We start from the raw sequence: 26,465 nt of genomic DNA, 5'->3' as shown, positions 1-26,465 counted from the left end.
TGACTACCGGCGAGCTATTAATCCAGTTGCAGCTGCGGAATGACCTGCTTCGCAATAGCCAGATAGTCACTGCGGTCTTTGCCGCTCAGCCCTTCTGAACGCGGTAACTTAGCGGTCAATGGGTTAACGGCTTGCTGGTTCATCCAGAATTCATAATGCAGATGCGGGCCTGTGGAGCGGCCGGTGTTACCCGACAAGGCAATACGATCACCACGTTTCACTTTTTGGCCTGGTTTCACCAGTAATTTTTTCAAATGCATGTAACGGGTGGTGTATTGGCGGCCATGACGAATAGCCACATAGTTACCCGCAGCCCCGCTACGTTTAGCAATAACCACTTCGCCATCACCGACAGCAAGCACTGGGGTACCCACTGGCATCGCAAAATCCACCCCTTTATGCGGTGCAATGCGCCCGGTTACCGGGTTAATGCGGCGAGGATTAAAGTTAGACGAGACCCGGAATTGCTTCATGGTAGGAAAACGCATAAAACCACGCGCCAAACCAGAACCAAGCCGGTCATAGAACTTACCGTCATCGGCACGGATGGCGTAATAATCTTTACCGCCAGAACGCATACGCACCCCAACCAGTTGGCTTTGCTCACTGCGGCCATCAAGTATTTCACGGGACATCAACACCGAGAACTGATCACCTTTACGCAGTTTGGCAAAATCCAACTGCCATTGTAATGCTTTTGTCACAGCGCGAATCTCTGCGCCCGTCAAACCGGCTTTTTTGGCACTGGTAACAAAACTACCGTCGAGCCGACCGGTGAGAACCGCATTGGTCCACTCGCCTTTCTGTAACTCTTTTGTTTCTTTGAAATTATTACCTACACGGTCATAGGTGCGGGTTTCACGACGAGAAACCTCCCATGTCAGGCGCTGCAAATCACCGGTGTCGTTGACTGTCCAAGAGATTTGTTGCCCGATTTTCAGATTTCGCAAATCACGATTTTGAGTTGCCAACAGCGAAACATCGGAGATATCAATGCCATATTGGGTCAGAATGGTACTAAGGGTATCGCCGGTCGAGACCACGTACTCATGAACACCACTTTCACTGACATCTTTAGCATCTAATTCGTCTTGTGGGATTTCATCATCAGGGGTTGGCTGATCAATAGGCTCACTGGCTTCGGGGAGTAAAACACGGCTTTGGCTGGTATCTAATACAACACTTTTAGCAACAGGTTCGTGCTCCGAATGATAAACAAAAGGCCGCCAAACAGCTACGGCCAGTGTCATTACAGTCAACGACCCCAGCATAATGCGGTGGGGTCGAGGGAGATTGTTATACGCCAAAGTGATAGTTCGGACTATCTGCTGCACTTATGAGTATCCTTTTAATCTTACTTCAGGCAGCTCACGTATTGGTTCGACAACTGAGACATAAAGTCCACATAGCTGTCCTTGCCTAATACTATGCCACTCCCCAAAGGATCTAAGGTGCCTGAACGCACGTCTGTTCCTTTGGCGACAGCATTAATGACGGCTGGCCTGAATTGTGGCTCAGCAAAAACGCATACCGCGTTATGCTCAACCAACTGTGTTCGAATTTGATGTAAACGCTGCGCACCAGGTTGAATTTCGGGATTGACTGTAAAATGCCCTAATGGGCTCAAGCCAAAATGTTTTTCAAAGTAGCCATAAGCATCATGAAAAACGAAGTATCCCTTACCTTGGGCAGGCTTTAACATAGTAGCAATATTTTTTTCATTTTGCGCTAGTTGATCCTCGAATCGGCGCAGGTTTGCATCTAGTTTGTCCTTATTTTGTGGCATAAGTTCCAATAATCTGTCGTGAATAGCAATTGCCGATTGTTTGGCAATGGTTGGGGACAACCAAATATGCATGTTATATCCACCATGGTGGTGCTCGTCACTATGATTATCTTTCGCATGATCATGATCATGCCTTTCATCTGCCCCTTCATTACCCCCCTCTTCATCACCTTTCATTAACAAAGGTGTAACTGACGGTAGCTGTGCCAAGGCTATCTTTTTATTATCAGTAACTTGCGTTAACGGTTTTGCTAAAAATGCTTCCATTTCCGGCCCAACCCAAATAACCAGGTCAGCGCTGCGTAACCGCTGGACATCTGATGGACGCAAAGCATAATCATGTGGCGATGCGCCATCGGGCAGTAAGACTTCGGTGGGTAATACACCATCAGCAATGGCTGCGGCGATAAAACCTAACGGACGCACTGATGTAACGACCGCAGCGGAGGCAATATTAAATGGGCTGGCCGCTAAAATTGCACTGCCCAAAATTGCCCGCTTCAACCACTTGTTTTTATGTAACATAATATGAACTCTCGACGTTTTGATCGCTAAGGCGTAATATTATAACATTCAGTCGGTTCTGCAAACGTAATCATAATGCCCACATTGGTCACACTAAATAAAATATCCGTCACTTTTGGTAGTCGGCGGGTATTAAATGATATTTCCCTTTCACTGCGTCCGGGGAGAATTCTCACTCTGCTTGGGCCAAATGGCGCGGGCAAATCAACACTGGTTCGCGTGGTGTTGGGGTTAATTGCCCCCACCAGTGGCACTCTTGTTCGTGAGTCAGGTTTGCGCATTGGCTATGTTCCACAAAAGCTTCATCTGGATGCCACCTTGCCGCTAACAGTCAGCCGCTTTATGCGCTTGAAACCGGGTGTTAAAAAAGCGGATATTTTACCCGCTCTTAAACGAGTTCACGCGGCGCATCTATTAGACCAGCCGATGCAAAAACTGTCCGGTGGTGAAAATCAACGTGTTCTCTTGGCCCGTGCATTATTAAATCGGCCGCAGTTATTAGTGTTAGATGAGCCAACGCAAGGTGTTGATGTTAATGGTCAATTAGCACTGTATGACTTAATTGAACAGTTACGCCGAGAACTCGGCTGTGCCGTCTTGATGGTTTCCCATGACCTGCATTTAGTAATGGCCAAAACTGACGAAGTATTATGTCTTAACCAACATATTTGTTGCTCCGGTGCACCAGAAGTGGTTTCAACTCATCCTGAGTTTATCGCCATGTTTGGTAATCGCGGAGCAGAGCAATTAGCGGTTTACCGCCATCACCATAATCATCGCCACGATTTGCACGGAAAGATTATTTTGAAAAACAGTGGGAGCCGGGACGCATGATTGAATTATTGTTGCCTGGTTGGTTAGCCGGTGTGTTGCTGGCTACTGCAGCCGGCCCTCTGGGGTCTTTTGTCGTCTGGCGGCGGATGTCTTATTTTGGCGATACCCTAGCGCATGCATCATTACTGGGTGTTGCCTTCGGTTTATTGCTCGATGTGAACCCATTCTATGCCGTGATAGCAATGACCATGGCGCTAGCACTCATTCTGGTGTGGTTAGAACGCCGCCCACAATTAGCTGTCGATACACTGCTCGGGATTATGGCTCATAGCGCATTATCTTTGGGTCTGGTGGTGGTTAGCCTGATGCATAATGTGCGGGTCGATTTAATGGCCTATCTATTTGGCGACCTGCTTTCCGTGACTCTGAGTGATATCTGGCTCATTGCCGCTGGAGTGGTCGTGGTGTTGGGGATATTGTGCTGGCAATGGCGATCATTGCTATCAATGACCATCAGCCCGGAGCTGGCCCATGTGGACGGTGTAAATTTAGAGCGCGTTCGGATGTTGCTGATGCTAGTGACCGCACTGACCATAGGGTTGTCGATGAAATTCGTCGGTGCATTGATTATCACTTCCTTGCTGATAATCCCAGCCGCTGCTGCTCGCCGCTTTGCTCGGACACCAGAACAAATGGCCGGAATTGCAATTGGTATTGGCATTGTCGCGGTGACAGGCGGTTTAACTTTCTCTGCTTTCTATGACACCCCGGCAGGCCCTTCCGTCGTTCTTTGTGCCGCTGTGATGTTCATCCTGAGTCTGTCACAAAAAGCGCGCGGGTAATAATTGTTAAGTGGGGTTTATATTAATAAACCCCATTCTTAACCCCTTCCCCTATTTTGCCCATCACTTCCCATAACCATCAATTCTGTTTTTTATATTTTAATTAGTGTGATCAACCACAAATACAATATATATGCAGTGTAATACCCTGCATAATACTTCAAACATTGAGCAATATATTGATTATGCCGATTCTTAACTCGTCTCTGCATGGGCTTTGTACGCTCTCAATTTACGCCGAATGACCATTCGCACAGAGGCGACTTATCATGGAAAGATCCACCCCCACAGGTTTACTTCAGCAACCTAAACCGTTCTTTATGATCTTTTTTGTCGAGTTATGGGAGAGATTCGGTTATTACGGTGTACAAGGTATTCTGGCTGTTTTCTTCGTTAAACAGCTTGGGTTCTCGCAAGAACAAGCATTTGTCACTTTTGGTGCTTTTGCTGCTTTGGTTTATGGCCTAATTTCCATCGGTGGATATGTCGGTGACCATCTACTCGGGACTAAACGCACCATGGTCTTGGGGGCGGTAGTGCTGGCGTTGGGATATTTCGCCACCGGTTTATCATTGTACCAACCGAACCTGATTTTCTTTGCTTTAGGAACTATTGCTGTGGGCAATGGTTTATTCAAAGCCAACCCAGCCAGCTTATTATCTAAATGTTATCCGCCGAAAGATCCTCGGTTGGACGGGGCCTTTACTCTATTCTATATGTCGATCAATATCGGCTCCTTAGTGTCACTTTCACTGGCACCGGTTATAGCCGAACGTTTTGGTTATACCGTGACCTATTACTTATGCGGCATTGGTTTGATTTTTGCCCTGCTGGTCTACTTCTGCTGTCGTCATATGGTGCGCCATATTGGTTCTGAACCCGATACAAAACCCTTAAATTGGCGCAATCTGCTATTGGTGCTGCTGGGCAGCGCAGTGATGATATGTGTCTGCGCCTGGTTGATGAATCATGTGTTCATTGCCAATTTGGTGCTAATCGCGTTGTCACTGGTCGTCGTCTTTATCTTTTTCAGAGAAGCATCGAAGCAGGACCAACTGGGCCGTAATAAAATGTTTGTTGCTTTCATTCTGATGATTGAAGCTATCGTATTTTACGTTTTATATGCACAAATGCCGACTTCGCTTAACTTCTTTGCTATCAATAATGTCCATCATGAGATCCTCGGCTTCAGCATTAATCCAGTTAGTTTCCAAGCGCTTAACCCATTCTGGGTGGTGGTCGCCAGCCCCATTTTGGCCTCAATTTATACTCGGTTGGGCAGCCAAAATCGTGACTTATCCATGCCCGCAAAATTTACATTAGGGATGTTTTTATGTTCGCTGGGTTTCCTGACTGCGGCTGCGGCCGGAATGTGGTTCGCTGATGCACAAGGTCTAACATCACCTTGGTTTATTGTTCTGGTTTATTTATTCCAGAGCTTGGGGGAGTTGATGATAAGCGCCCTTGGCTTAGCGATGGTGGCGGCTTTAGTGCCACAATACTTAATGGGGTTTATTCTTGGGATGTGGTTCTTGACTCAGGCTGCCTCATTCCTGATTGGCGGCTACGTTGCAACCTTTACCGCGACACCTGAGGGCATGACTGATCCACTTGAAACCTTACCTATCTACACGGATGTGTTTGGTAAAATTGGCATGGTCACACTGGTAATTGCGCTGGTTATGGCACTACTTATCCCATGGCTTAACCAAATGATTAATACATCGACCACGGAGAAAACAGTCGCCTAAGAATAGCGCGATCAGGGCTGGCACCAGCGCAGCCCTGCATCAAAGAGGCTTACTCTGCGCGGATGATACCAAAATGTTTATAAGCATGATTGGTGGCAATGCGCCCACGGGGGGTCCGCTGGATAAAGCCTTGTTGGATTAAATACGGCTCCAGCACGTCTTCAATGGTTTCCCGCTCCTCACCAATTGCCGCCGCCAAGTTATCCAACCCCACTGGGCCGCCCATAAATTTATCGATAACAGCCAGCAAGAGTTTGCGGTCCATAAAATCAAAACCTTCGGCGTCGACATTCAGCATATCCAGCGCTTTCATCGCCACATCGCCGTTGATAGCGCCATCGGCCCTGACCTCAGCGAAATCACGCACGCGCCGTAACAAGCGGTTGGTGATGCGCGGTGTCCCTCGGGAGCGACGGGCTAATTGATGTGCCCCGTCAGGAGTGAGTTCCAGCCCCAAATATTTGGCACTGCGGGTGACGATATGTTCTAAATCAGCAACTTGATAAAACTCAAGGCGCTGCACAATACCAAATCGATCACGCAACGGTGCAGTTAATGACCCCGCACGGGTCGTCGCGCCAATCAAGGTAAATGGGGGTAAATCGAGTTTGATTGAGCGCGCCGCCGGGCCTTCTCCAATCATGATATCCAGTTGATAATCTTCCATGGCCGGATAGAGGATTTCTTCAACCACGGGTGATAAACGATGGATTTCATCAATGAATAATACGTCGTGCGGCTCAAGATTGGTCAGCATAGCAGCCAAGTCGCCCGCTTTTTCCAATACCGGGCCAGAGGTGGTACGCAGATTCACCCCCATTTCATTAGCAACAATATTTGCCAATGTGGTTTTTCCCAGTCCCGGAGGGCCAAATATCAGCACATGATCCAGCGCATCACCGCGCTGTTTCGCCGCCTGAATGAAGATTTCCATTTGCTCGCGGACATGGGGCTGCCCGACATATTCTGCCAACAGCTTCGGGCGGATAGCCCTATCAATACTCTCTTCATCACTGATAACACCCGCAGAGATCAGGCGGTCTGCTTCAATCATTTTAGACCCCTACTTCAATCATCTTAAAACCCTATTCATTCTATAACGCGGCACGCAAAGCATCACGGATCAGGGTTTCACAATCAGCGCCCGGTTTAGCAATTTTGCTCACTAAACGGCTAGCTTCTTGGGGTTTATAACCTAAAGCCACCAGCGCAGAAGCGGCTTCTGCTTCGATATCGGCATCAGAGATTTGTGACGAACTACTGGCAGGTAATTGAATATCACCGGTATTATTGAACAAGTCACCATTGAGACCTTTAAAGCGGTCTTTCATTTCAACAACCAAGCGCTCAGCTGTCTTCTTGCCGACACCCGGTAATTTCACCAGAGTGGTGATATCTTCCCGTTCAACCGCCGCCACAAACTGTTGTGCTGACATGCCGGAGAGAATGGCCAGTGCCAGTTTTGGCCCCACACCATTCACTTTTATCAACTCACGAAACAGCGCCCGTTCTTGCTTATCATTGAAGCCGTACAGCAGTTGGGCATCTTCGCGCACCACAAACTGGGTAAAGATAATGGCTTCCTGCCCCAATTCTGGCAGCTCATAAAAACAGGTCATTGGCAGTTGGACTTCATAGCCAACGCCGTTTGTTTCCAGCAGCACCAAGGGGGGCTGTTTTTCCAGAATGATACCTCTGAGGCGCCCTATCACGTTGACTTTCTCCTCGTTTACCCACATTCGGGTATAAACATAATGCCTGTTTATAGCATAAAAAATGCTGGATGGATATCCAGCTTACAGTAACAGTTAACCTGCTCGCATTAAAATACCAGTCAACGGAGCCTGCCACGAGCCAACACCATTTGGTCATTACCCAATCGCAGGGTATTTTGGCTAAGATGACAATGGGTTATAGCAATGGCCAATGCATCGGCGGCATCAGCCTGAGGGTTCGCAGGGAGTTTCAACAGTGAGCGCACCATGTGCTGAACCTGGCTTTTTTCTGCCGCTCCGGTGCCGACCACAGTCTGTTTAACTTGCCGAGCCGCATATTCGGAAACCGGCAAATTCAGGTTTACCGCCGCGACAATCGCCGCCCCACGCGCCTGACCCAGCTTTAATGCTGAATCCGGGTTCTTCGCCATAAACACTTGTTCGATAGCAAAAAAGTCGGGTTGAAATTGGGTGATAATTTCAGTGACACCTGCATAAATTAACTTCAGGCGAGTCGGCATATCGTCAACGACAGTGCGAATACAGCCGCTACCCAGATAAGTAAGCTGGCGACCTTGTTGGCGGATTACGCCATAACCGGTGACACGAGAACCGGGATCGATGCCTAATACGATCGCCATACCAGTTTATTCACCTTGTTTAGTGCTTCTAATGACACTGGCCACAAAACGCGGCCAGTGTTATAGCCGTCATATTTCAAGCGGCAATAGACCTAAAATCACACTGAATTACAGGGTTGCTGCCACTTCATCAGAGATTTCACCGTTATGGTAAACCTCTTGCACATCATCCGAATCTTCCAGCATATCAATCAAGCGCAGCAGTTTTGGTGCAGTTTCTGCATCTAAATCAGCTTTAGTTGATGGGATAAGAGAAACTTCAGCGCCTTCGGCGACTAAACCCGTGGCATCCAGTGCATCTTTCACCGCCCCGAGAGATTCCCAAGCGGTAAAGACATCAATAGCACCGTCATCATAGACCACGATATCATCAGCACCAGCTTCCAGTGCCGCATCCATCACCGCATCTTCTTCTAAACCCGGTGCGTATGAAATAACACCTTTTTTGGTGAATAGATAAGAAACAGAACCATCCGTCCCCAAATTACCACCTGTTTTGGTGAATGCATGGCGAACTTCAGATACGGTACGGTTACGATTATCACTCAAGCATTCAACCATCACGGCAGTGCCGCCTGGGCCATAGCCTTCGTAAATGATGGTTTCCATGTTGTTATCGTCATCACCGCCCACACCGCGGGCAATGGCGCGGTTCAGGGTGTCGCGCGTCATGTTATTCGACAACGCTTTATCGATAGCCGCACGCAAACGCGGGTTAGCACCGGGGTCACCACCGCCCAGACGGGCTGCTGTTACCAGCTCACGGATAATTTTAGTGAAAATTTTACCGCGCTTGGCATCCTGTGCCGCTTTGCGGTGTTTTGTGTTGGCCCATTTACTATGACCTGCCATAAGTCTCTCCAAAATAGCCTAATTAGACTGAATAAAGAACGTACTCTTCAATCGCTTGCTGATTGCTCCAGGACTTAGTCAATGCCGCGGCATCCGCAGCATCTAACCACTGGTAAGCAAGATGTTCGGTAATCACCACATCTCGCTCTTCGGGTAACGCCACACAGAACCAATGTTCTTTATTATGTGTAACACCCGGCGCATAGCGACGGCGCAAATGCACAAAGAGTTCAAATTCCACACAGCGCTGGCAGTCGAACAGCTCCAGATTTTCACCCAGTATATCAATGCCGACTTCTTCCTTTACTTCACGCTGTGCAGTTTGCAACGGAGTTTCATCACCTTCCAGGCTGCCGGTGACCGACTGCCAAAAATCAGGATCATCACGCCGTTGCAGCATCAACACCCGACCACTTTTTCTGACGTAGATGACCGCCAGTATTGATTCGGGGCGTTTATACCCGTCATCTTTCAAACTGCAGGTGTGTTGGCTGCGCTCAATCATCCGAATCACTTATCGGTATAAGCTCATCGGGATTCTCTTGCTTGCCGCCTTCCTGCATCTTGAAATCTATTGGGTATATATAATTCATTACTGACTCTCGTCTTCCGCGCTATCCGTTGCTCCTTTCTTCGCCACAACGCTGATAGACAGCTCTTGCAGTGAAGCAGGATTAGCAAAGCTTGGCGCGTCAGTCATCAGACAAGCGGCCGCCGTGGTTTTCGGGAAAGCAATAACATCGCGGATATTATCAGTACCGGTCAACAGCATAACCAAGCGATCCAGACCAAAAGCCAGGCCCGCATGTGGCGGTGTGCCGTATTTCAATGCATCCAGCAGGAAGCCAAACTTCTCGCGCTGTTCGTGTTCATTAATACCCAGAATACCAAACACTTGCTGCTGCATTTCAGTGCGGTGGATACGCACGGAACCACCACCAACCTCGTAACCATTGATGACCATATCGTAAGCATTGGCGATGGCGTTAGTCGGTGCCGCGGCTAGCTGTTCAGGACTCATGTCTTTCGGCGCAGTGAACGGATGGTGCATTGCAGTCAGACCACCTTCGCTGTCATCTTCAAACATGGGGAAGTCCACAACCCACAGCGGTGCCCATGTACCCAGCTTGGTCAACGCCAAATCGCGACCCACTTTCAGGCGCAATGCCCCCATGGCATCAGTCACAATTTTATAGCTATCAGCCCCGAAGAATAGAATATCGCCGCTTTCAGCTTGAGTGCGAGCCAAAATAGCTTCCAACACTTCTGCACTAAGGAATTTTGCGATTGGGCTTTGTACACCCTCAACGCCCGCCGCGCGGTCATTGACTTTTAACCATGCCAAACCTTTCGCGCCATAGATGCCGACAAACTGACCGTATTCATCAATTTGCTTACGCGTTACCTGTGCGCCACCCGGTACACGCAAGGCAGCAACGCGGCCTTTGGCATCATTGGCCGGGCCAGAGAAGACTTTAAATTCAACCTCTTTCACCAGATCCGCAACATCCACTAATTCCATTGGATTACGCAAGTCTGGTTTATCAGAGCCGTAACGGCGCATAGCTTCAGCAAAGGTCATTACTGGGAAATCACCCAGATCCACACCTTTGGTTTCCTGCCACAATTCGCGCACCAGTTTCTCCATCACTTCGCGCACTTGATCGGCGGTCATGAAAGAGGTTTCAACATCTATCTGGGTAAATTCTGGCTGACGGTCAGCACGTAAATCTTCATCGCGGAAACATTTTACAATCTGATAATAGCGGTCAAAACCAGACATCATCAGCAGTTGTTTGAACAGCTGCGGTGACTGTGGCAATGCATAGAATTTGCCTTTATGTACGCGGCTTGGCACTAAATAATCACGAGCGCCTTCTGGCGTTGCTTTGGTCAGCATCGGGGTTTCAATATCAAGGAAACCATGGCTGTCCATAAAGCGACGGACAAAGCTGGTGATTTTTGCGCGAGTTTTCAGGCGGTCGGCCATCTCAGGGCGACGCAGATCCAGATAGCGATATTTCAGGCGCTGCTCTTCACTGTTGGTCTGATTAGAGTCCAGTGGCAACGGCTCTGAGCGGTTAATAATATTCAATGTATTGGCGAAAATTTCCACTTCGCCGGTAGACATATCTTTATTGATTTGGCTGTCAGGACGCGCACGCACGGTACCAGTAATCTGGATACAGAACTCATTACGCAGTTCAGAAGCTTGTTCGTAAGCGGCTTTATGATCGGGATCGAAGAATACCTGAACAATGCCTTCACGGTCGCGCATATCAATAAAAATCAGGCCACCGAGATCACGACGACGGTTAACCCAACCACAAAGTGTCACTTCTTGGCCTACATGGGACAGATTCAACTGCCCGCAATACTCAGTACGCATACGATATCCTTTTACTCAGCCGATGCCGCACGCGTTATGCACTGTCCGTGCGGCTGTTTTCTTAGGTATTCTGGATTAAAAAGTGTTGAAAAAAGTGAGTCATTATAAAGGAAATTCATGGCATAGATAAGAGCGAACGTACCGCTCAGGCACGACAAAATCTCTTTCAACGCTGTTTTCACACATCATTTAACAAAATTATCCCCTCACCGGGGCTACCCGATAACATATGTTGGCATAAACTGGTCAGCAGATTAAGTCTGTCACTCGGAATTTCCCCCAATGATATCGAGGCATAACACCATGAAACTTGATGCAAAAAACACCGCGCTGGTATTGATTGATTTGCAGCAGGGGATCTTACCCTACGCCAAAGGCCCTTACAGTGCCGAACAAGTTATCGCGACCAATGCTCGCCTGGCAGAACGATTTCGTCAGCTCGGTGCCCCAGTGGTTTTCGTGCGCGTAGGTTGGTCAGATTCATTTGCTGAAGCACTGAAACAACCGGTCGACCAGCCAAGTCCAAGCCCAGCCGGTGGTTTACCTGAGTCGTGGTGGACTTTCCCTGAGGAACTCGCGGTCACAGAGAGCGACATTAAAGTGGTGAAACATCAATGGGGCGCGTTTTACGGCACCGATTTGGATTTACAACTGCGTCGCCGTGGGATCAAAACTATCGTGTTAGCGGGAATTGCCACCAATATTGGTGTCGAATCCACCGCCCGCGCCGCCTGGGAACACGGTTATGAACTAGTCATCGCCGAAGATGGTTGCAGCACCGCCAACAGTGAGATGCAGCAGTTTGCGGTTGAAAAAATCTTCCCGCGCATCTCCCGCGTACGCAGCAGCACGGAAATTATTGCGGCGCTGGGTGCATAACGTTATAAACTCACCGCCGCTAACAACGCGGCAACGTCAAGAAAGTTTACCCAAATTAATTGGGGTTACAGCTAGGCAGCAAATGAATAAATCCCAATGAGTCTATTTATTTTAAGGTCAACGGGCAGTCAGTGATTCGGGTGCGTGAATGCAGCTAACAACGCTGTAGCGCCAAGTAAGAAGGGTAAAAGATGTATATTGGACTGCCGCAATGGCACCACCCAACCTGGAACCGGCTGGGTATCAAGGACTTGGCGGATTATAGCCGCTACTTTAACTGTGTTGAAGGGAACACCACTTTTTATGCATTGCCACGGCTGGAGATTGTGCAACGCTGGCGCGATATGACGCCCGAAAGCTTCCGTTTTTGTTTTAAATTCCCCGCGACAATCAGCCATCAGGCGGCCCTGCGCGATTGCGATAAAGAGCTACAAGCTTTTTACCAATGCCTTTCTCCCCTGCATGGCCGTATTGGCCAATTATGGTTACAGTTGCCCGCAGCTTTCGGACCAAATGAGCTAAGCCGTTTATGGCAATTTCTCGATAAATTACCCGCAGGTTTCCATTATGGCGTGGAAGTTCGCCACCCAGAATTTTTTGCCAAAGGGGATGCAGAACGCGCACTCAATCAGGGTTTACACCAGAGAGCCGTTAACCGAGTGATGCTCGATAGCCGCCCTATTCATGCAGCCAAACCCCACACAGAAGCCATTCGGGATGCACAAAGCAAGAAACCGCGCCTGCCGGTACATGCTATCGTCACCGGCCATCAACCATTAGTGCGCTTTATTGGTGGCGATCAATTAGATGATAATTTAGCGCTATTTGCGCCTTGGCTACAAAAACTGCCGCTGTGGGAACAGCAATATCAACCCTATGTTTTCATTCATACGCCAGATAACAGTGACTCCCCCCAGCAGGCGCAAAAGATTTGGCAACAATTAGCCACCGTCATTACCACTTTACCCCCTGCTCCTGACTGGCCAGAGCAAAATACTCTGTTTTAGGTCTGTTTGTACATTTTTCAGCCGAATGCATTACCATCAGCAAGTAATGTCTATCAATTTTTCGCAAGTGCATCTTTCCCAACACTAAACCGAGTATCAAGAAATGTGATTCCCGCCATTTTTCTAGCGACAGTAGCCCGGTAGGCGGTTATCATCATTGAGCCAGTCTATGGTTGGGCAATGGAGTTGAAAATGGTTAGCTCGCTTTATGTTGTGTTGGGCGCACTGTTATTGATCAAGCTTTCATTTGATGTGGTTAAATTGAGACATCAGTACCGAGTCGCTTACGGCGATGGTGGGTTTTATGAATTACAAACCGCCATCCGCGTGCATGGCAACGCCGTAGAATACATCCCTATTGCTGTCATTTTACTCATTATGATGGAAATGAACGGCGCTGAGACATGGATGCTTCATATCTGTGGATTAATGCTGATAGTTGGCCGCCTGCTACATTATTATGGTTTACGTCATCGCGAAATTCGCTGGCGTCGCTCTGGAATGAGTGCCACCTATGTTTCTTTGATTTTGATGATTATTGCGAATATTTATTATTTGCCTTGGGACCAGATTTTCAGTCTGACCTAATCAGCCCGTTGGTGTTACCTTATCGGTTCCAACAGCCAGTTGGCTGGAACCTTGTTTATTCGGGCGGCTAACTGCCGCCTTCGTGCCCCCTCAGCTATCTGCTATTCACACGCGCTTTATCCCGCTCATCTGTTCTGTTTTCTGTTATAATATGCGCCTTAAATTTCTTGTTCCTTTCATTCCTTACTTAATGCTAATGACAGCCATGCCAAAACGCGACACTCAATCTTTAAACGATGCGCAGCATCAGTCTGGGCCAGCAGCGCCACAGCGTGATAGCTTGTTTGCTGCCCCTATCGCCCAGTTAGGTGACTGGACTTTCGACGAAAAGGTCGCTGAAGTCTTCCCTGATATGATAAGCCGATCGGTGCCTGGCTATTCCAATATCATCTCAATGATAGGTATGTTGGCGGAGCGTTTTGTGCAGCCCAATAGCCAGATTTACGATCTCGGCTGCTCGCTGGGGGCGGCTACACTGTCAATGCGCCGTAATATTAAAGCTGAAGGCTGCAAAATTATTGCGGTGGATAACTCACCGGCGATGGTCGAGCGTTGCCGCCGTCATATCGATGCTTTCCGCGCCGAAACACCGGTGGAAGTAGTGGAATCCGATATTTTGGATATTCAGCTCGAAAATGCCTCAATGGTGGTGCTTAACTTTACTCTGCAATTCCTTGAGCCAGCAGATCGCCAGCGGCTGCTCAATCAGGTATACCAAGGGCTACGCCCAGGTGGTGCTTTGGTGCTATCTGAGAAATTCAACTTTGAAGATAACGATATTGGCGAGTTATTGTTCAACATGCACCACGATTTTAAACGCGCGAATGGTTACAGCGAACTGGAAATTAGCCAAAAACGCAGCATGCTGGAGAATGTCATGCTGACGGATTCAGTTGAAACCCATAAAAACCGTCTGCACCAAGCCGGTTTCGAACACGCAGAAGTCTGGTTCCAATGTTTTAATTTTGGTTCATTAATTGCCCTGAAAGCGGGAGAGGCTCAATGATTGAATTTGGCGATTTTTACCGGCTGATTGCCAAAGGCCCGCTGAGTCCATGGTTAGATACCCTGCCCGCCCAGCTCAGTGCCTGGCAGCGCGAGTCATTACACGGTAAGTTTAAAACTTGGTTTAACGCCGTTGAGCACTTGCCGCAGTTCACCCCGACCTCACTGGATTTGCGCGAAGGTGTGCGAGCAGAAATGTCGCCACCGATTTCAGCTGGCCAGCGAGAGGGGATGGAAAATATGTTGCGCGCGCTGATGCCTTGGCGCAAAGGCCCATTCTCATTGTATGGGTTAGATATTGACACCGAATGGCGTTCCGACTGGAAATGGCAGCGGGTATTGCCGCACATTAGCCCACTGGCGGGCCGCACTATTCTGGATGTCGGGTGCGGTAGCGGATATCACTTATGGCGCATGATTGGCGAAGGTGCTCATTTGGCCGTGGGTATCGACCCAATGCAGCTGTTTTTATGTCAGTTTGAAGCCATTCGCAAATTGCTGGGCGGCGACCAACGTGCCCATGTGCTGCCGCTGGGTATTGAACAATTGCCGGAATTGGCGGCCTTTGATACCGTATTTTCCATGGGCGTGCTGTATCATCGTCGCTCGCCGCTGGACCACCTTTATCAGCTTAAAAATCAGTTGGTCAGTGAGGGGGAATTGGTGCTTGAGACTTTAGTGGTCGAAGGTGATAGCCAGCAAGTATTGGTGCCCGGTGACCGTTATGCTCAGATGCGGAATGTGTACTTTATCCCGTCAGCCCCGGCCCTAAAAGCTTGGTTGGAAAAATGCGGTTTTGTCGATGTCAGAATCGCCGATATGGCGGTGACCACCACCGATGAACAGCGCCGTACAGATTGGATGACCAGCGAGTCATTAGCTGAATTCCTCGACCCCAATGATCCCACTAAAACCGTCGAAGGTTACCCAGCCCCACTCAGAGCGGTCTTAATCGCCCGTAAGCCATAAAAAAACCCCGGCCTGATTGGCCGGGGCTCTGACAGCTTCATCACTGTAGGTACATAAAAACTATTTAGGTACCTAAATACTAAGCGGGTTGAGACAACGGCACGCGCATCATCTCCAACAAATTCTTCATGTCTTTGACCACTTCACCATCTACACAATAATGAGCAAATTCATCAACATCACTGTCTGCACACATGGTGACGCCCGCTTTGCGGTATTTCATGGTTGAAGGCACCGTTCTGCCGGCAGAACTGTGCAGTTCGCGGATGCCAATATCAATAAATTTTTGTATGTTGGCGGTGCGAACACCGGCTCCAGCCATGATAATCGGCCCTTGATTCTGAGTGGCCAGAACCAAATTTGACAATAACGCCAACCCTAACTCAGCATTCTGCTGCTGGCCTGAGGTTAAAATCCGCGCCACATTCAGATCCGATAATTGCTGCAAGGCAATCATTGGGTTCTGACACATATCAAATGCACGATGGAAAGTGACGGCCAGTGAGCCACTGATGGACATAATTTCTCTCATTCGCGGCAAATCTATGTGGCCGTCAACATCCAGAATGCCCACCACCACACCGGCAAAACCCATATCACGAATGCGCGCAATATCATTCTTAATGGTGGCAAAATCATTATGACTGTAGCAAAAATCGCCGCCACGTGGCCGGACAATCGGATGCACCGGGATGGTGACCGTCTCTCTGACCTGCATTAATGCACCGATACTCGGCGTTAGCCCTCCCTCGGACTGACCGCAGCATAATTCAATCCGGTCGGCTCCTGCCTTTTCTGCTATTTGTGCGCAATCGACGCTATAGCAACATATTTCCAATGTAGTCATTCTCTTCCCCCGTTTGACGGATGCCACTGCGGCAGTCATACCCTAATTATTTCTAGGAATATAAGTGGTAATTTAATAATTCTGCTATTGAATAAATAAAATGCCAAATAATGATCTCAAGCTAAAACAAAATTTAATCAAGCAGGCTAAAGCATTCACTATGGCACTCATTTTGAATCTACAAGTAGATGTCAGTCACAGTGATAACCATAAGTGATAGTCGGTATTGAAATAAATAACCCATATACGTTAGCCATTGCGCTCGCTATCTATAATTTGCCGCAGAGTATAGGGGTGAAACTTAATGGTTACCTCGCCATCACTCACCGCCAATGTCGGATTGGCTAACCGCTCATGCTCCCCTTGTGGAGAGCTGAACTTGATAGTCACTCCATCGGGCAAGGTGGCCGGTAATAGCGCACGGGCGCGCTGCATCAAGCTTTGTGAGTCGCCGGACAGAACCAGCTCCACATGCTCCCATCCTTCATGTGGATAATGTTTTTTCCCCGGATAGGGCAATTCGACACAATCTATTTTCCATGGCCCAACAGTCAATGGTTGGGTTAAATCGAACAGGCAAATTGGCCGACCATTAATTTGTGTCTCGGACATCAAATGGCCACATTGTTGTAAACCACGACGCCAGCGTTGTGCCGTTTCTGTTTGATGACAACGCAATGAAATATGGTCAGCGCTGAATTGTGTCAAATCCAGATTTAATTTAGCCGCGAAAATAGCCAATTTTTGTTCAAAGCGCGGCAAGTCTGTTAATAAGTCCGATAATTCAACGATGCTTCTCAGGCTGCTCATTTATTCTCCGGTTAAACGGTTATTCCGCGTATTAAAGCGGACATAATCTACAGTTATTACAGCTAATCAGCCATAATTAATCTAGCAGGTTTGTGGCACCGCCACCGTCATTGCTAATAAAATCGCCAGTTGATTTATTTGCCAGCGAGATTGGTCGCAACCACCTGACGTCGATAGCCAAATATGATATAAATCTTGCCATATTGTGACTTCACTCTGTCAGTTTTCCCGTCACCAGCCATTTTGTCGTCAAAGATCCTGGCTGTGTTTGAATGAACTGATACAGAGATTCTTTTGTGCGTAATTAAGGTAACCCGGTGAATATTCAGGCTCTTCTCTCAGATAAAGTCAGCCAGGCGCTGATTGCAGCAGGTGCTCCAGCAGGGAGCGAACCTCAGGTTCGCCAATCTGCTAAAGCGCAATTTGGCGATTATCAAGCTAATGGCGTCATGGCCGTTGCCAAAAAAATTGGCATGCAGCCCCGACAACTGGCAGAAAAAGTCATTGAGCAGCTCAGCCTTGACGGCATTGCCAGCAAAGTTGAAATTGCTGGCCCCGGTTTTATCAATATTTTTCTTGACAGGCAATGGGTCGCCAGCAAAGTTGAAGAGGCACTGAAAGCCCCGAAATTGGGCGTGCAGCCGGTTGAACCCCAAACTATCGTGATTGACTACTCGGCTCCTAATGTGGCCAAGCAGATGCACGTCGGCCACCTGCGTTCGACCATCATCGGTGATGCCGCGGCGCGGACTTTAGAGTTCTTAGGCCATCGTGTTATTCGCGCCAACCACGTCGGCGACTGGGGCACCCAGTTCGGTATGCTGATTGCTTACTTGGAAAAAATGCAAAACGAGAATGCCAGTGACATGGGCTTATCGGATTTGGAGCTTTTCTACCAGCAAGCCAAAAAAACCTATGATGAAGACGAAGAGTTTGCCCAACGCGCCCGCGCTTATGTGGTGAAACTGCAAAGCGGTGACGAATATTGCCGTCAGATGTGGCGTAAATTGGTGGATATCACCATGGCGCAAAACCAGATTGCTTATGACCGCCTGAATGTCACACTGACCAAAAACGATGTGATGGGTGAAAGCCTGTATAACTCGATGTTGCCGGGTATCGTGGCTGATCTGAAAGCCAAAGGGCTGGCAGTAGAAAGTGAGGGTGCAACCGTTGTGTATCTGGATGAATACAAAAATAAAGATGGCGAACCTATGGGCGTCATTATCCAGAAAAAAGATGGCGGCTACCTCTACACCACCACTGACATCGCCTGTGCCAAATACCGTTACGAAACATTGGGCGCAGACCGCGTGTTGTATTACATCGATAGCCGTCAGCACCAACATCTGATGCAGGCCTGGACTATCGTGCGCAAAGCCGGTTATGTGCCAGAGTCTGTGCCACTAGAGCACCATATGTTTGGCATGATGCTGGGCAAAGATGGTAAGCCATTTAAAACCCGCTCCGGCGGCACGGTGAAACTCTCTGATTTACTGGATGAAGCTATCGAGCGAGCAGGTAAACTGATTGCCGAGAAAAACCCAGATATGCCCGCGGACGAACTCAAGCAAGTGGTTAACGCCGTCGGTATTGGTGCCGTGAAATATGCAGATTTGTCCAAAAGCCGCACCACTGACTATATTTTCGACTGGGATAACATGCTGGCATTGGATGGCAATACCGCGCCTTACATGCAATATGCTTATACCCGAGTGGTTTCAGTCTTTAAACGTGCCGGTATTGATGAAAGCAGTCTGACCTTGCCGTTAGTGATTACAGAAGACCGTGAAGCCGCGCTGGCGACCCGTTTGCTACAGTTTGAAGAGGTCATCACCACTGTCGCCCGTGAAGGGACGCCGCATGTGATGTGCTCTTATCTGTATGATCTGGCTGGTTTGTTCTCCAGCTTCTATGAACATTGCCAGATCCTGAATGCTGAAAGCGAAGAGAGCCGTCAGAGCCGCCTAAAATTGGCGATGTTGACAGCCAAAACCCTGAAGCAAGGTCTGGATACCTTAGGTATTCAAACTGTTGAACGCATGTAGCTTTTTATCGCGATAAAATACGAAAGGCCCCATCGGGCCTTTCGTCGTAGTCGCCCCGTCAGTCACTGAGCGATAAAAAAGATGACTGAATCATCCATTGGTTCTACGGGCAAAATCGCGCAATTTAAAGCCCAGTAAGGCGAGTGCTGCAAAGTAGGCAATAACCCCCGCAATAACAACAGCAGAAAGCCGTAGCAGACGATAAGCCATGCCGCCGACATCCCAGGCAGGCATCACCCACAATAATCCCAGCAACACCACGGACATCACCACCACACCAATCACTAACTTAGTCAGGAACACCGCCCAACCCGGTTGCGGGTGGAAAATTTGCTGCTTGCGTAATTGCCAATATAACAAGCTGGCGTTCAGACAAGCTCCCAAACCAATCGACAGTGATAAACCAGCATGCTTAAGCGGCCCGATGAAAATCAGGTTCATAACTTGGGTTATTATCAGTGTAATAATAGCAATTTTGACTGGGGTTTTAATGTTCTGACGTGAGTAAAAACCGGGAGCCAGCACTTTCACCACAATGAGGCCCATTAATCCAACGGAATAAGCCACCAGCGCACGTTGTGTCATCAGTGCATCAAAAGCGCTGAATTTCCCGTATTGGAATAATGAAACCACCAGTGGCTTGGCTAGAATTCCCAAGGCCACTGCGCTGGGCAATGCCAGTAAGAAACAGAGGCGCAGGCCCCAATCCATCAATTTAGAGTATTCATCATGGTTACCACTGGAGAAACATTTTGCTAGCGAAGGCAATAAAATAGTGCCCAAGGCCACGCCCAGCACCCCAGAGGGGAATTCCATTAAGCGGTCAGCATAATACATCCATGACACTGAACCTGAGACCAGGAATGATGCAAAAATAGTATTGATAATCAAGGAGATTTGACTCACTGACACCCCGAGGATCGCAGGCCCCATTTGGCGCATCACCCGCCAAACACCGGCATCACGCAATGACAACCGAGGTAACACTAGCATCCCTATTTTTTTCAAATGAGGGAGCTGATAGCCCAACTGCAATACCCCACCGACCACCACCGCCCAAGCCAGCGCCATAATCGGCGGGTTAAAATAAGGTGCGGCGAAGAGTGCAAAGCCTATCATGCTGATATTCAGAAAGGTCGGAGCAAAAGCCGGAATAGAAAAACGGTTCCAGGTATTAAGAATTGCCCCTACCAGTGAAGCTAATGAAATCAGTAAGATATAAGGGAAAGTCACCCGCAGTAATGCTGAAGTTAATGCGAATTTGTCTGGTGTGTCGGTGAACCCAGGCGCAGTAATAAAAATGACCCAAGGTGCAGCCAGCATCCCTAATACCGTGACCACCGCCAAAATCAGCGTTAATAAGCCGGAGACATACGCCACGAATGTCCGTGTTGCTTCCTCACCTTGCTGACTCTTATATTCAGCCAAAATCGGCACGAAAGCCTGTGAGAATGCCCCTTCAGCGAAGATGCGCCGTAATAAATTTGGCAATTTAAAGGCCACAAAAAAGGCGTCCGTTGCCATTCCTGCGCCAAAAACCCGCGCGACAATCGCATCACGAGCAAAACCCAATACACGGGAAAACATGGTCATAGAACTGACGGCTGCCAGTGATTTCAATAGATTCATAGGTTTTTCTGATCTGTTTTCCGATCTGTTTTTTAAAATATGCCATAAATATCAATTCCTGCTGTCAGCAGGCGCGGCCTCTACCCAATGTATACTCGTCATACTTCAAGTTGCATATGTGTTGGCTGCGGTCATTACTCGGCCCGCCCCACGGCCTCGCTTCTGCGAGGCCGCTGCAACTCGAATTATTTAGAGTATCGGCTCATCACAATTGAGATGAACTTGGGAGTGTACCAGCACTGGCAGGTTATTCCGCTACTTGCTGTTGTAACAGAATTTCTATCATTCGTTGCGCGAGGATGGCCTCTTCGCCTGAGACTTGTGGCGCTGTTTGGTTACTGACCGCGCTAATAAAGTGATGAACAGCACCGCTAAATCCTCTTTGTTCCAACGTCGTTTGCCAACCTGATGCGGGTAAGTTAATCACTTGCCCCTCGGACTCCTGCTGCCACTGGCGCATGTCAGTAATCTGATAGCAGGTGCCCGGACTAACGGCTTGCACACTTTCGCGCTGAGTTCCTGCATGGCGGTGCATACTGGTGGTCATTAGACACTGACCGGCTTGAAAATGGTGTTCAGCATACAACATCTGCCCAAGTGTATTTGTTTGCACCCTGCCAGTGATGAGTTTTGCTGCATCGCCGCCAAGCCACAGCACGGTATCTACGACATGCAGATAATCATCAAGCAAAGTAAAACGGGCATCCTTTGGCCCAATACTGTTCTGCCGGTGCTTCTCCATACGCAGGGACGCCGGGTGAATCATTTGCTGCTTAAGTTGCTGATACAATGGTGCGAAACGGCGATTAAAGCCCACCATTAACGCTAATTTTTGCTTTGCCGCCAGAGCTATCAATTGCTCAGATTGCTCCAACGTTTCGGCCAAGGGCTTATCAACATAAACATGAATACCGGCCTGTAATAACTCACTCACCACCTGAAAATGGCTGGCGGTACTACTGTGAACAAATATGGCATCACATTCGGCGGCTAATGTATCCAACCGAGAGAAATAACGCATGCGGTAGCTGTCACATACCGGCTGCGCTTTGACTTGATTGGGGGAAAATGCCCCCACCAATTGCCAGTCTTGCGCTTGAGTCAAAATGGGCAAATAGGCTTTTTGCGCAATACCACCAAGACCCACAATGCCAACACGCAGTTTTTTATCAACACTAAGCTGTTTCATAGCATCCTTATTCAATTAATCGTCCAGCTGTATCAACACTTCGTCTAAGCGGCGAGTCAGTGCAATAACCTGCTGCTCAAGCTGAGTGACTCGGGCTTCAAGGGCACTGTTCCCCTCTGGCACACTTTCTTCTGCCGAAGTGGTTGACGCAATATCGCCACTGAATAGATGCATAAAGCGGCTCTCTCGTTTCCCCGGTTCTCGCGCTAATCGCACCACAAATGGCCCGTCTTCGCGTAAGGACAACTGAGTCAGAACCTGTTCGGTTTCAGCAACATCTGCAAACTCATACAGGCGGCTGGTGCGAGTGCGCAATTCCCCTGGGGTCTGTGCGCCGCGCAATAATAATATGGTAACGACAGCAAACTCGGCAGGAGAAAACTTAAGATTGCCAAATTCAGAATTGCAAAAACGGTGCTCATACTTCATCACCCGATTGCCACTTTGGGTGCGGATAAGGTGTTTTTTTAACAAGAAATCGAGCGTTTGTTGCACTTCTGACTCAGATAACTCCATCACCGGTTCACGGTTGGTTTTCTGATTACAGGCAATTGTCACGCCATTGAGTGACATCGGATATTGCTCCGGCGTTGTCACTTGTTTCTCCAGCAAACAGCCAATGACTCTGGCTTCTTGTGCATTTAAACTGTGTTTCATCCTGACCTCAACGAGTTGGCGTCCATTCTTGGTTAGTCAAAGCCGTCAGCACATGATCGCGCCATTGACCGTCAATCAGTAAGTAATCTTTGGCGTAGCCTTCGCGTTCAAATCCAAGGCGTTCAAGCAAATTGCCACTGCGATGATTATGCGGCATATAGTTAGCCATGATGCGGTGCATTCGTTCTTGCCGCTGCATATAACGAATCAAGGGTTGCAGAGCTTCAAACATCAGACCCTGGCCCTGCCAGCGTTCACCTAATGAATAACCGAGAAAACAGGCATGAAAAGAACCCCGCAGCACATTGCTAAAATTCGCCACCCCACGGACTTCTTTTTCTTCTGGATCTAACAAAATAAAATAGTAAGCGCTGCCCTGTTTTTGCAGCTCCATAATCATTCCTAGCCTCGCCTGCCACCCTGATGGCATGCAGTGACTTTGATCGCGCACCGGCTCCCATGGTTTGAGAAACGCCTGATTTTCGGCGTAATACTCCGCCATGCGATAAGCATCACGCTCATTAACCAGCCGTAATGACATACGGTCTGTTGTAAGGCGTATTTTAGGTGTTGCTGAATGATAGCCGAACATCTGCTCCCCTTGGGCTATGCGCTGTACTTAATTTAGCAGCAATTCTTTTATTCAATATACCTGTTGTCTGGATGCCAGGTAAAACTGCAACTGCACTCTTTATTCCCATAAATACAGCAAAATTACGCAACTAAAGAGCCAAAAAAGCATTTTATTATGAAATTGTCTATGGGGTAACGTATTGACGATAAAAAATATTATCAATCTAGCCCCTATCGTTTCTGACAATTTGGGTACAAACTATATCCCCGTCATACTTCAAGCTGCATGCGCATTAGCCGCTTTCCTGCAACTCGAATTATTTAGGGTATGAACGTATTTTCTATTTCCTCTTTTTTGATTTCTGACGGTGAAGCATGGCCTTGGTATCGCAAGCTCGTAGCTTGGGCAAGTACTTTTTATTGCTTGATAACTTATTAGTTGTATTGGGCTTTTTCGTCGTTTTCCCACTTATTTCTATCCGATTTGTTGATCAATTGGGTTGGGCTGCGGTGCTGGTTGGCCTGGCTTTGGGATTAAGGCAGTTGGTTCAGCAAGGGCTAGGGATCTTCGGCGGTGCTATCGCTGACCGTTTTGGTGCTAAGCCCATGATAGTCACCGGCATGCTGATGCGCGCTGCGGGCTTCGCGTTTATGGCGATGGCAGATGAACCCTGGATATTATTGTTGGCCTGCGCACTCTCTGGCTTGGGGGGAACCCTATTTGATCCTCCGCGTACCGCTTTGGTTATCAAGTTAACCCGCCCTCATGAACGTGGTCGTTTCTACTCCCTGTTGATGATGCAAGACAGCGCTGGCGCGGTTATCGGCGCACTGATAGGCAGCTGGTTACTGCAATATGATTTCCATTTTGTCTGCTGGACAGGTGCGTTTATCTTTATATTGGCCGCCGGCTGGAACCTGTGGCTGCTACCGGCTTATCGAATATCGACGGTGCGCGCGCCAATGAAAGAAGGCTTAATGCGGGTGCTGCGTGACCGCCGTTTTGTCACCTATGTACTAACATTGACCGGTTATTACATGCTGTCGGTGCAGGTCATGCTAATGCTGCCGATCGTGGTCAATGAAATTGCCGGTTCACCTGCCGCCGTCAAATGGATGTATGCCATTGAAGCGGCGATCTCACTGACATTGCTGTACCCGATTGCACGTTGGAGTGAGAAACGTTTTCGCCTTGAACAGCGTTTAATGTTCGGCTTGCTGATAATGACGTTAAGTTTGTTCCCTGTTGGCCTGATTACCCATCTGCAAACTTTGTTTATGTTTATTTGCTTCTTCTATATAGGCTCCATTATTGCCGAGCCGGCACGGGAAACGCTGGGGGCTTCATTAGCCGACTCACGAGCACGTGGCAGCTATATGGGCTTTAGCCGCCTTGGGCTGGCGCTGGGTGGTGCATTAGGCTATACCGGAGGAGGTTGGATGTATGATACTGGCCGAACATTGGAAATGCCGGAATTACCCTGGTTCTTGCTCGGCGTCATTGGTTTAATGACACTTATTGGGCTGTATTGGCAATTCAATCAGCGCCGTATTGAATCAGCCATGTTGAGTGGTAGCTAGCCAGTCACTCGTCGGAGCGGCCTTCTCCGGCGAGCCTTCCTATTACCCCACCCGATATTGGATTCAGGGTTATCTGATTGGCAATAAGTAAACTCTGCCGCACTATTCCCTAATCCAAACCGCCGTTGAACAAATGCGGTAAATAATACAAAACAGCAAATTAACCGGTTACTATTAGGCAAATTCATTTTGTTTAATATTGTTGCACATATTGTTACGAGGCTTTAATGAATAAATTGATGTGGGGCGCGGCGGCGCTGGTGGTGACTGCGACTCTGGTCGGCTGCAACCAACTGACTCAGTACACGCTGAGCGAACAAGAAGTTAATGATTATCTGCAAAAACATAATAACTATGAAAAACAGATTGGTATTCCAGGGCTGGTTGATGCACATATCACCTTGACACAATTGCAAAGTCAGATTGGTCGTGCTGAACCCGGCAAAGTCACATTAACAGGCAATGCCAAAGTGGATATTTCGTCTATTCTTGGCCCACAAACTGCTGATATGACATTAACCTTAAAGGCTCAGCCAACATTTGATCGCGAAAAAGGCGCTATCTTTCTAAAAGATATGGAATTGACTGACTACAGGGTTAAACCAGAGAAAATGGACTCAGTGATGAAAGCACTGACGCCATATTTGAATCAGTCACTGAAATCTTATTTTGATCAGCAACCCGCGTATGTACTGGATGGCGAAAAGAGTAAAGCAGAAGCCATGGCGAAAAAACTGGCAAAAGGTTTAGAAGTGAAGCCGGGCCAATTAGTCATCCCACTGACAGACTAGCCGACACGGCGTATTTAATTCAGATTGATTAACGGAGGAGATTACTCCTCCATATTACTGCTTTCTGACAACTCATCCCACATAGCTTGCAATGCCTCGCGGCTCAGCTGTGCCAAAGTACGATAAAAACCACTGGTGGCATGAGCTTCTACTTTGCCAAGGAAACGTCCACACCAAGGTAATAAATAGTCGTTAAACAGTTCAATTTGCGCCGCCATTTCATCTTCAGCAGCTTGATCTTCAAGCCAGGAAGCCGCAAGTAATAAACCGCCAAAGTGGTCAGTTGGCCCCTCGCCTAGCGGCATACCGCGTTGCTGAAGAAAGGCTCTAACCTCTGTTTCTGGACGAGCATCTTCATAATCGGAACCGTAAGGTGATACGCTGCGTTCGTCACCCACAAACAGGGCATGATAGTCAGCAGCCAGAACTTCGGGCTGATAATCCTGTTGCAAACGCGCCAGTAACTCACTTTGTTCTAGCGGCCAATGCTGCTCCAATTTCCCCTGGTTTATCAGGGTGAAAAGAGGCTCCAACAGTGGGTCTTGAGGTGGCCGATAAAAAAGCGAACCCAAGATGCGGCACATCAGAGAAAAGTCATTCATTTATAACATCCTGTT

The 26,465-nt window shown here is 48.3% G+C and carries 26 protein-coding genes; 11 read left to right on the top strand and 15 right to left on the bottom strand.

Annotation, left to right across the window (positions count from 1 at the left end):
* Nucleotides 1–17 precede the first annotated feature (17 nt).
* Entirely contained in the window at nt 18–1,334 is a 1,317-nt protein-coding gene (gene mepM / locus DXZ79_RS09545) for a murein DD-endopeptidase MepM (RefSeq protein WP_038633355.1), read from the bottom strand.
* Nucleotides 1,335–1,354: 20 nt separating this feature from the next.
* Complete coding sequence (gene znuA, locus DXZ79_RS09540) at nt 1,355–2,311, bottom strand: zinc ABC transporter substrate-binding protein ZnuA (RefSeq protein ID WP_038633358.1); 957 nt, start codon at nt 2,309–2,311, stop codon at nt 1,355–1,357.
* A gap of 75 nt (nt 2,312–2,386) precedes the next feature.
* On the opposite strand from znuA, the gene znuC reads away from it, so the two are divergent.
* The 3 genes from znuC (at nt 2,387) to dtpB (ending at nt 5,678) form a co-directional block, all read left to right on the top strand.
* Nucleotides 2,387–3,145, top strand: coding sequence for a zinc ABC transporter ATP-binding protein ZnuC (gene znuC, locus DXZ79_RS09535; RefSeq protein ID WP_038633361.1), 759 nt, complete (start codon nt 2,387–2,389; stop codon nt 3,143–3,145).
* Complete coding sequence (gene znuB / locus DXZ79_RS09530; protein WP_038633364.1) at nt 3,142–3,927, top strand: zinc ABC transporter permease subunit ZnuB; 786 nt, start codon at nt 3,142–3,144, stop codon at nt 3,925–3,927. The genes znuC and znuB overlap by 4 nt, the downstream gene beginning before the upstream one ends.
* A 269-nt stretch (nt 3,928–4,196) precedes the next feature.
* Nucleotides 4,197–5,678, top strand: coding sequence for a dipeptide/tripeptide permease DtpB (gene dtpB, locus DXZ79_RS09525; protein ID WP_038633366.1), 1,482 nt, complete (start codon nt 4,197–4,199; stop codon nt 5,676–5,678).
* 49 nt (nt 5,679–5,727) lie between these two features.
* Here the strand turns inward: dtpB and ruvB are convergent, their stop codons facing one another.
* From ruvB to aspS, 6 genes are all read right to left on the bottom strand, one after another.
* Nucleotides 5,728–6,732, bottom strand: coding sequence for a Holliday junction branch migration DNA helicase RuvB (ruvB, locus tag DXZ79_RS09520; protein ID WP_038633370.1), 1,005 nt, complete (start codon nt 6,730–6,732; stop codon nt 5,728–5,730).
* Between the two features lie 40 nt (nt 6,733–6,772).
* Nucleotides 6,773–7,390 carry a Holliday junction branch migration protein RuvA gene (gene ruvA / locus DXZ79_RS09515; protein ID WP_038633373.1) on the bottom strand — a complete coding sequence of 206 codons (618 nt, stop codon included), beginning with the start codon at nt 7,388–7,390 and terminating at the stop codon, nt 6,773–6,775.
* 122 nt (nt 7,391–7,512) lie between these two features.
* Entirely contained in the window at nt 7,513–8,034 is a 522-nt protein-coding gene (ruvC, locus tag DXZ79_RS09510) for a crossover junction endodeoxyribonuclease RuvC (protein WP_004390700.1), read from the bottom strand.
* A gap of 108 nt (nt 8,035–8,142) precedes the next feature.
* Nucleotides 8,143–8,886 (bottom strand): YebC/PmpR family DNA-binding transcriptional regulator, encoded by a 744-nt coding sequence (locus DXZ79_RS09505; RefSeq protein ID WP_038633376.1) that lies wholly within the window; start codon nt 8,884–8,886, stop codon nt 8,143–8,145.
* Between the two features lie 22 nt (nt 8,887–8,908).
* Entirely contained in the window at nt 8,909–9,391 is a 483-nt protein-coding gene (gene nudB / locus DXZ79_RS09500; RefSeq protein ID WP_120011236.1) for a dihydroneopterin triphosphate diphosphatase, read from the bottom strand.
* An 87-nt stretch (nt 9,392–9,478) separates the two neighbouring features.
* Complete coding sequence (aspS, locus tag DXZ79_RS09495) at nt 9,479–11,275, bottom strand: aspartate--tRNA ligase (protein WP_038633379.1); 1,797 nt, start codon at nt 11,273–11,275, stop codon at nt 9,479–9,481.
* A gap of 303 nt (nt 11,276–11,578) precedes the next feature.
* On the opposite strand from aspS, the gene DXZ79_RS09490 reads away from it, so the two are divergent.
* The 5 genes from DXZ79_RS09490 to cmoB all read left to right on the top strand — a co-directional run bounded on the left by DXZ79_RS09490 (nt 11,579) and on the right by cmoB (nt 15,723).
* Nucleotides 11,579–12,154 carry a hydrolase gene (locus DXZ79_RS09490; RefSeq protein WP_145510149.1) on the top strand — a complete coding sequence of 192 codons (576 nt, stop codon included), beginning with the start codon at nt 11,579–11,581 and terminating at the stop codon, nt 12,152–12,154.
* A 191-nt stretch (nt 12,155–12,345) separates the two neighbouring features.
* On the top strand, nt 12,346–13,161 hold the full coding sequence (locus DXZ79_RS09485) for a DUF72 domain-containing protein (RefSeq protein ID WP_038633385.1): 816 nt from the start codon (nt 12,346–12,348) through the stop codon (nt 13,159–13,161).
* 192 nt (nt 13,162–13,353) lie between these two features.
* Nucleotides 13,354–13,749 carry an MAPEG family protein gene (locus DXZ79_RS09480; RefSeq protein ID WP_038633388.1) on the top strand — a complete coding sequence of 132 codons (396 nt, stop codon included), beginning with the start codon at nt 13,354–13,356 and terminating at the stop codon, nt 13,747–13,749.
* Nucleotides 13,750–13,954: 205 nt separating this feature from the next.
* Nucleotides 13,955–14,755, top strand: a complete 801-nt coding sequence (gene cmoA, locus DXZ79_RS09475; protein WP_038633391.1) for a carboxy-S-adenosyl-L-methionine synthase CmoA — start codon at nt 13,955–13,957, stop codon at nt 14,753–14,755.
* Nucleotides 14,752–15,723 carry a tRNA 5-methoxyuridine(34)/uridine 5-oxyacetic acid(34) synthase CmoB gene (gene cmoB, locus DXZ79_RS09470; protein ID WP_038633394.1) on the top strand — a complete coding sequence of 324 codons (972 nt, stop codon included), beginning with the start codon at nt 14,752–14,754 and terminating at the stop codon, nt 15,721–15,723. The genes cmoA and cmoB overlap by 4 nt, the downstream gene beginning before the upstream one ends.
* A 79-nt stretch (nt 15,724–15,802) precedes the next feature.
* Here cmoB and cutC read toward each other — a convergent pair whose 3' ends face one another.
* Together cutC and DXZ79_RS09460 are read right to left on the bottom strand one after the other, a co-directional pair.
* Entirely contained in the window at nt 15,803–16,570 is a 768-nt protein-coding gene (cutC, locus tag DXZ79_RS09465; RefSeq protein WP_038633397.1) for a copper homeostasis protein CutC, read from the bottom strand.
* Nucleotides 16,571–16,819: 249 nt separating this feature from the next.
* The gene (locus tag DXZ79_RS09460; protein WP_038633398.1) at nt 16,820–17,380 is read right to left on the bottom strand and encodes a VOC family protein; all 561 of its coding nucleotides are present in this window, start codon (nt 17,378–17,380) and stop codon (nt 16,820–16,822) included.
* Between the two features lie 317 nt (nt 17,381–17,697).
* On the opposite strand from DXZ79_RS09460, the gene argS reads away from it, so the two are divergent.
* A complete protein-coding gene (argS, locus tag DXZ79_RS09455; protein ID WP_038633400.1) occupies nt 17,698–19,428 on the top strand; it encodes an arginine--tRNA ligase in 1,731 nt (576 codons plus the stop codon).
* A gap of 90 nt (nt 19,429–19,518) precedes the next feature.
* Here argS and murJ read toward each other — a convergent pair whose 3' ends face one another.
* The 4 genes from murJ to rimJ all read right to left on the bottom strand — a co-directional run bounded on the left by murJ (nt 19,519) and on the right by rimJ (nt 23,495).
* Entirely contained in the window at nt 19,519–21,057 is a 1,539-nt protein-coding gene (murJ, locus tag DXZ79_RS09450; protein WP_038633403.1) for a murein biosynthesis integral membrane protein MurJ, read from the bottom strand.
* A 247-nt stretch (nt 21,058–21,304) separates the two neighbouring features.
* Complete coding sequence (locus DXZ79_RS09445) at nt 21,305–22,246, bottom strand: Gfo/Idh/MocA family protein (protein ID WP_038633406.1); 942 nt, start codon at nt 22,244–22,246, stop codon at nt 21,305–21,307.
* 15 nt (nt 22,247–22,261) lie between these two features.
* On the bottom strand, nt 22,262–22,903 hold the full coding sequence (locus DXZ79_RS09440) for a YceH family protein (RefSeq protein ID WP_038633409.1): 642 nt from the start codon (nt 22,901–22,903) through the stop codon (nt 22,262–22,264).
* Nucleotides 22,904–22,910: 7 nt separating this feature from the next.
* Entirely contained in the window at nt 22,911–23,495 is a 585-nt protein-coding gene (gene rimJ / locus DXZ79_RS09435; protein WP_032819891.1) for a ribosomal protein S5-alanine N-acetyltransferase, read from the bottom strand.
* A gap of 356 nt (nt 23,496–23,851) precedes the next feature.
* On the opposite strand from rimJ, the gene mdtH reads away from it, so the two are divergent.
* The gene (gene mdtH, locus DXZ79_RS09430) at nt 23,852–25,057 is read left to right on the top strand and encodes a multidrug efflux MFS transporter MdtH (RefSeq protein WP_038633413.1); all 1,206 of its coding nucleotides are present in this window, start codon (nt 23,852–23,854) and stop codon (nt 25,055–25,057) included.
* A 227-nt stretch (nt 25,058–25,284) separates the two neighbouring features.
* Nucleotides 25,285–25,848 (top strand): lipoprotein, encoded by a 564-nt coding sequence (locus tag DXZ79_RS09425; protein WP_038633416.1) that lies wholly within the window; start codon nt 25,285–25,287, stop codon nt 25,846–25,848.
* 41 nt (nt 25,849–25,889) lie between these two features.
* On the opposite strand, the gene DXZ79_RS09420 is transcribed toward DXZ79_RS09425, so the two are convergent.
* Entirely contained in the window at nt 25,890–26,450 is a 561-nt protein-coding gene (locus tag DXZ79_RS09420) for a TorD/DmsD family molecular chaperone (RefSeq protein ID WP_038633419.1), read from the bottom strand.
* Nucleotides 26,451–26,465: the final 15 nt, after the last annotated feature.

It is taken from the genome of Yersinia rochesterensis (assembly GCF_003600645.1).
GTDB classification, from domain to species: Bacteria; Pseudomonadota; Gammaproteobacteria; order Enterobacterales; family Enterobacteriaceae; genus Yersinia; species Yersinia rochesterensis.
This window is presented reverse-complemented; position numbering and strand designations above follow the sequence as displayed.

Coding starts and splice junctions, on each gene's coding strand:
- znuA (WP_038633358.1), bottom strand. CDS start 2,311: ATGTTACATAAAAACAAGTGGTTGAAGCGGGCAATTTTGGGCAGTGCA.
- znuC (WP_038633361.1), top strand. CDS start 2,387: ATGCCCACATTGGTCACACTAAATAAAATATCCGTCACTTTTGGTAGT.
- znuB (WP_038633364.1), top strand. CDS start 3,142: ATGATTGAATTATTGTTGCCTGGTTGGTTAGCCGGTGTGTTGCTGGCT.
- dtpB (WP_038633366.1), top strand. CDS start 4,197: ATGGAAAGATCCACCCCCACAGGTTTACTTCAGCAACCTAAACCGTTC.
- ruvB (WP_038633370.1), bottom strand. CDS start 6,732: ATGATTGAAGCAGACCGCCTGATCTCTGCGGGTGTTATCAGTGATGAA.
- ruvC (WP_004390700.1), bottom strand. CDS start 8,034: ATGGCGATCGTATTAGGCATCGATCCCGGTTCTCGTGTCACCGGTTAT.
- DXZ79_RS09505 (WP_038633376.1), bottom strand. CDS start 8,886: ATGGCAGGTCATAGTAAATGGGCCAACACAAAACACCGCAAAGCGGCA.
- nudB (WP_120011236.1), bottom strand. CDS start 9,391: ATGATTGAGCGCAGCCAACACACCTGCAGTTTGAAAGATGACGGGTAT.
- aspS (WP_038633379.1), bottom strand. CDS start 11,275: ATGCGTACTGAGTATTGCGGGCAGTTGAATCTGTCCCATGTAGGCCAA.
- DXZ79_RS09490 (WP_145510149.1), top strand. CDS start 11,579: ATGAAACTTGATGCAAAAAACACCGCGCTGGTATTGATTGATTTGCAG.
- DXZ79_RS09485 (WP_038633385.1), top strand. CDS start 12,346: ATGTATATTGGACTGCCGCAATGGCACCACCCAACCTGGAACCGGCTG.
- DXZ79_RS09480 (WP_038633388.1), top strand. CDS start 13,354: ATGGTTAGCTCGCTTTATGTTGTGTTGGGCGCACTGTTATTGATCAAG.
- cmoA (WP_038633391.1), top strand. CDS start 13,955: ATGCCAAAACGCGACACTCAATCTTTAAACGATGCGCAGCATCAGTCT.
- cmoB (WP_038633394.1), top strand. CDS start 14,752: ATGATTGAATTTGGCGATTTTTACCGGCTGATTGCCAAAGGCCCGCTG.
- cutC (WP_038633397.1), bottom strand. CDS start 16,570: ATGACTACATTGGAAATATGTTGCTATAGCGTCGATTGCGCACAAATA.
- DXZ79_RS09460 (WP_038633398.1), bottom strand. CDS start 17,380: ATGAGCAGCCTGAGAAGCATCGTTGAATTATCGGACTTATTAACAGAC.
- murJ (WP_038633403.1), bottom strand. CDS start 21,057: ATGAATCTATTGAAATCACTGGCAGCCGTCAGTTCTATGACCATGTTT.
- DXZ79_RS09445 (WP_038633406.1), bottom strand. CDS start 22,246: ATGAAACAGCTTAGTGTTGATAAAAAACTGCGTGTTGGCATTGTGGGT.
- DXZ79_RS09440 (WP_038633409.1), bottom strand. CDS start 22,903: ATGAAACACAGTTTAAATGCACAAGAAGCCAGAGTCATTGGCTGTTTG.
- rimJ (WP_032819891.1), bottom strand. CDS start 23,495: ATGTTCGGCTATCATTCAGCAACACCTAAAATACGCCTTACAACAGAC.
- mdtH (WP_038633413.1), top strand. CDS start 23,852: ATGGCCTTGGTATCGCAAGCTCGTAGCTTGGGCAAGTACTTTTTATTG.
- DXZ79_RS09425 (WP_038633416.1), top strand. CDS start 25,285: ATGAATAAATTGATGTGGGGCGCGGCGGCGCTGGTGGTGACTGCGACT.
- DXZ79_RS09420 (WP_038633419.1), bottom strand. CDS start 26,450: ATGAATGACTTTTCTCTGATGTGCCGCATCTTGGGTTCGCTTTTTTAT.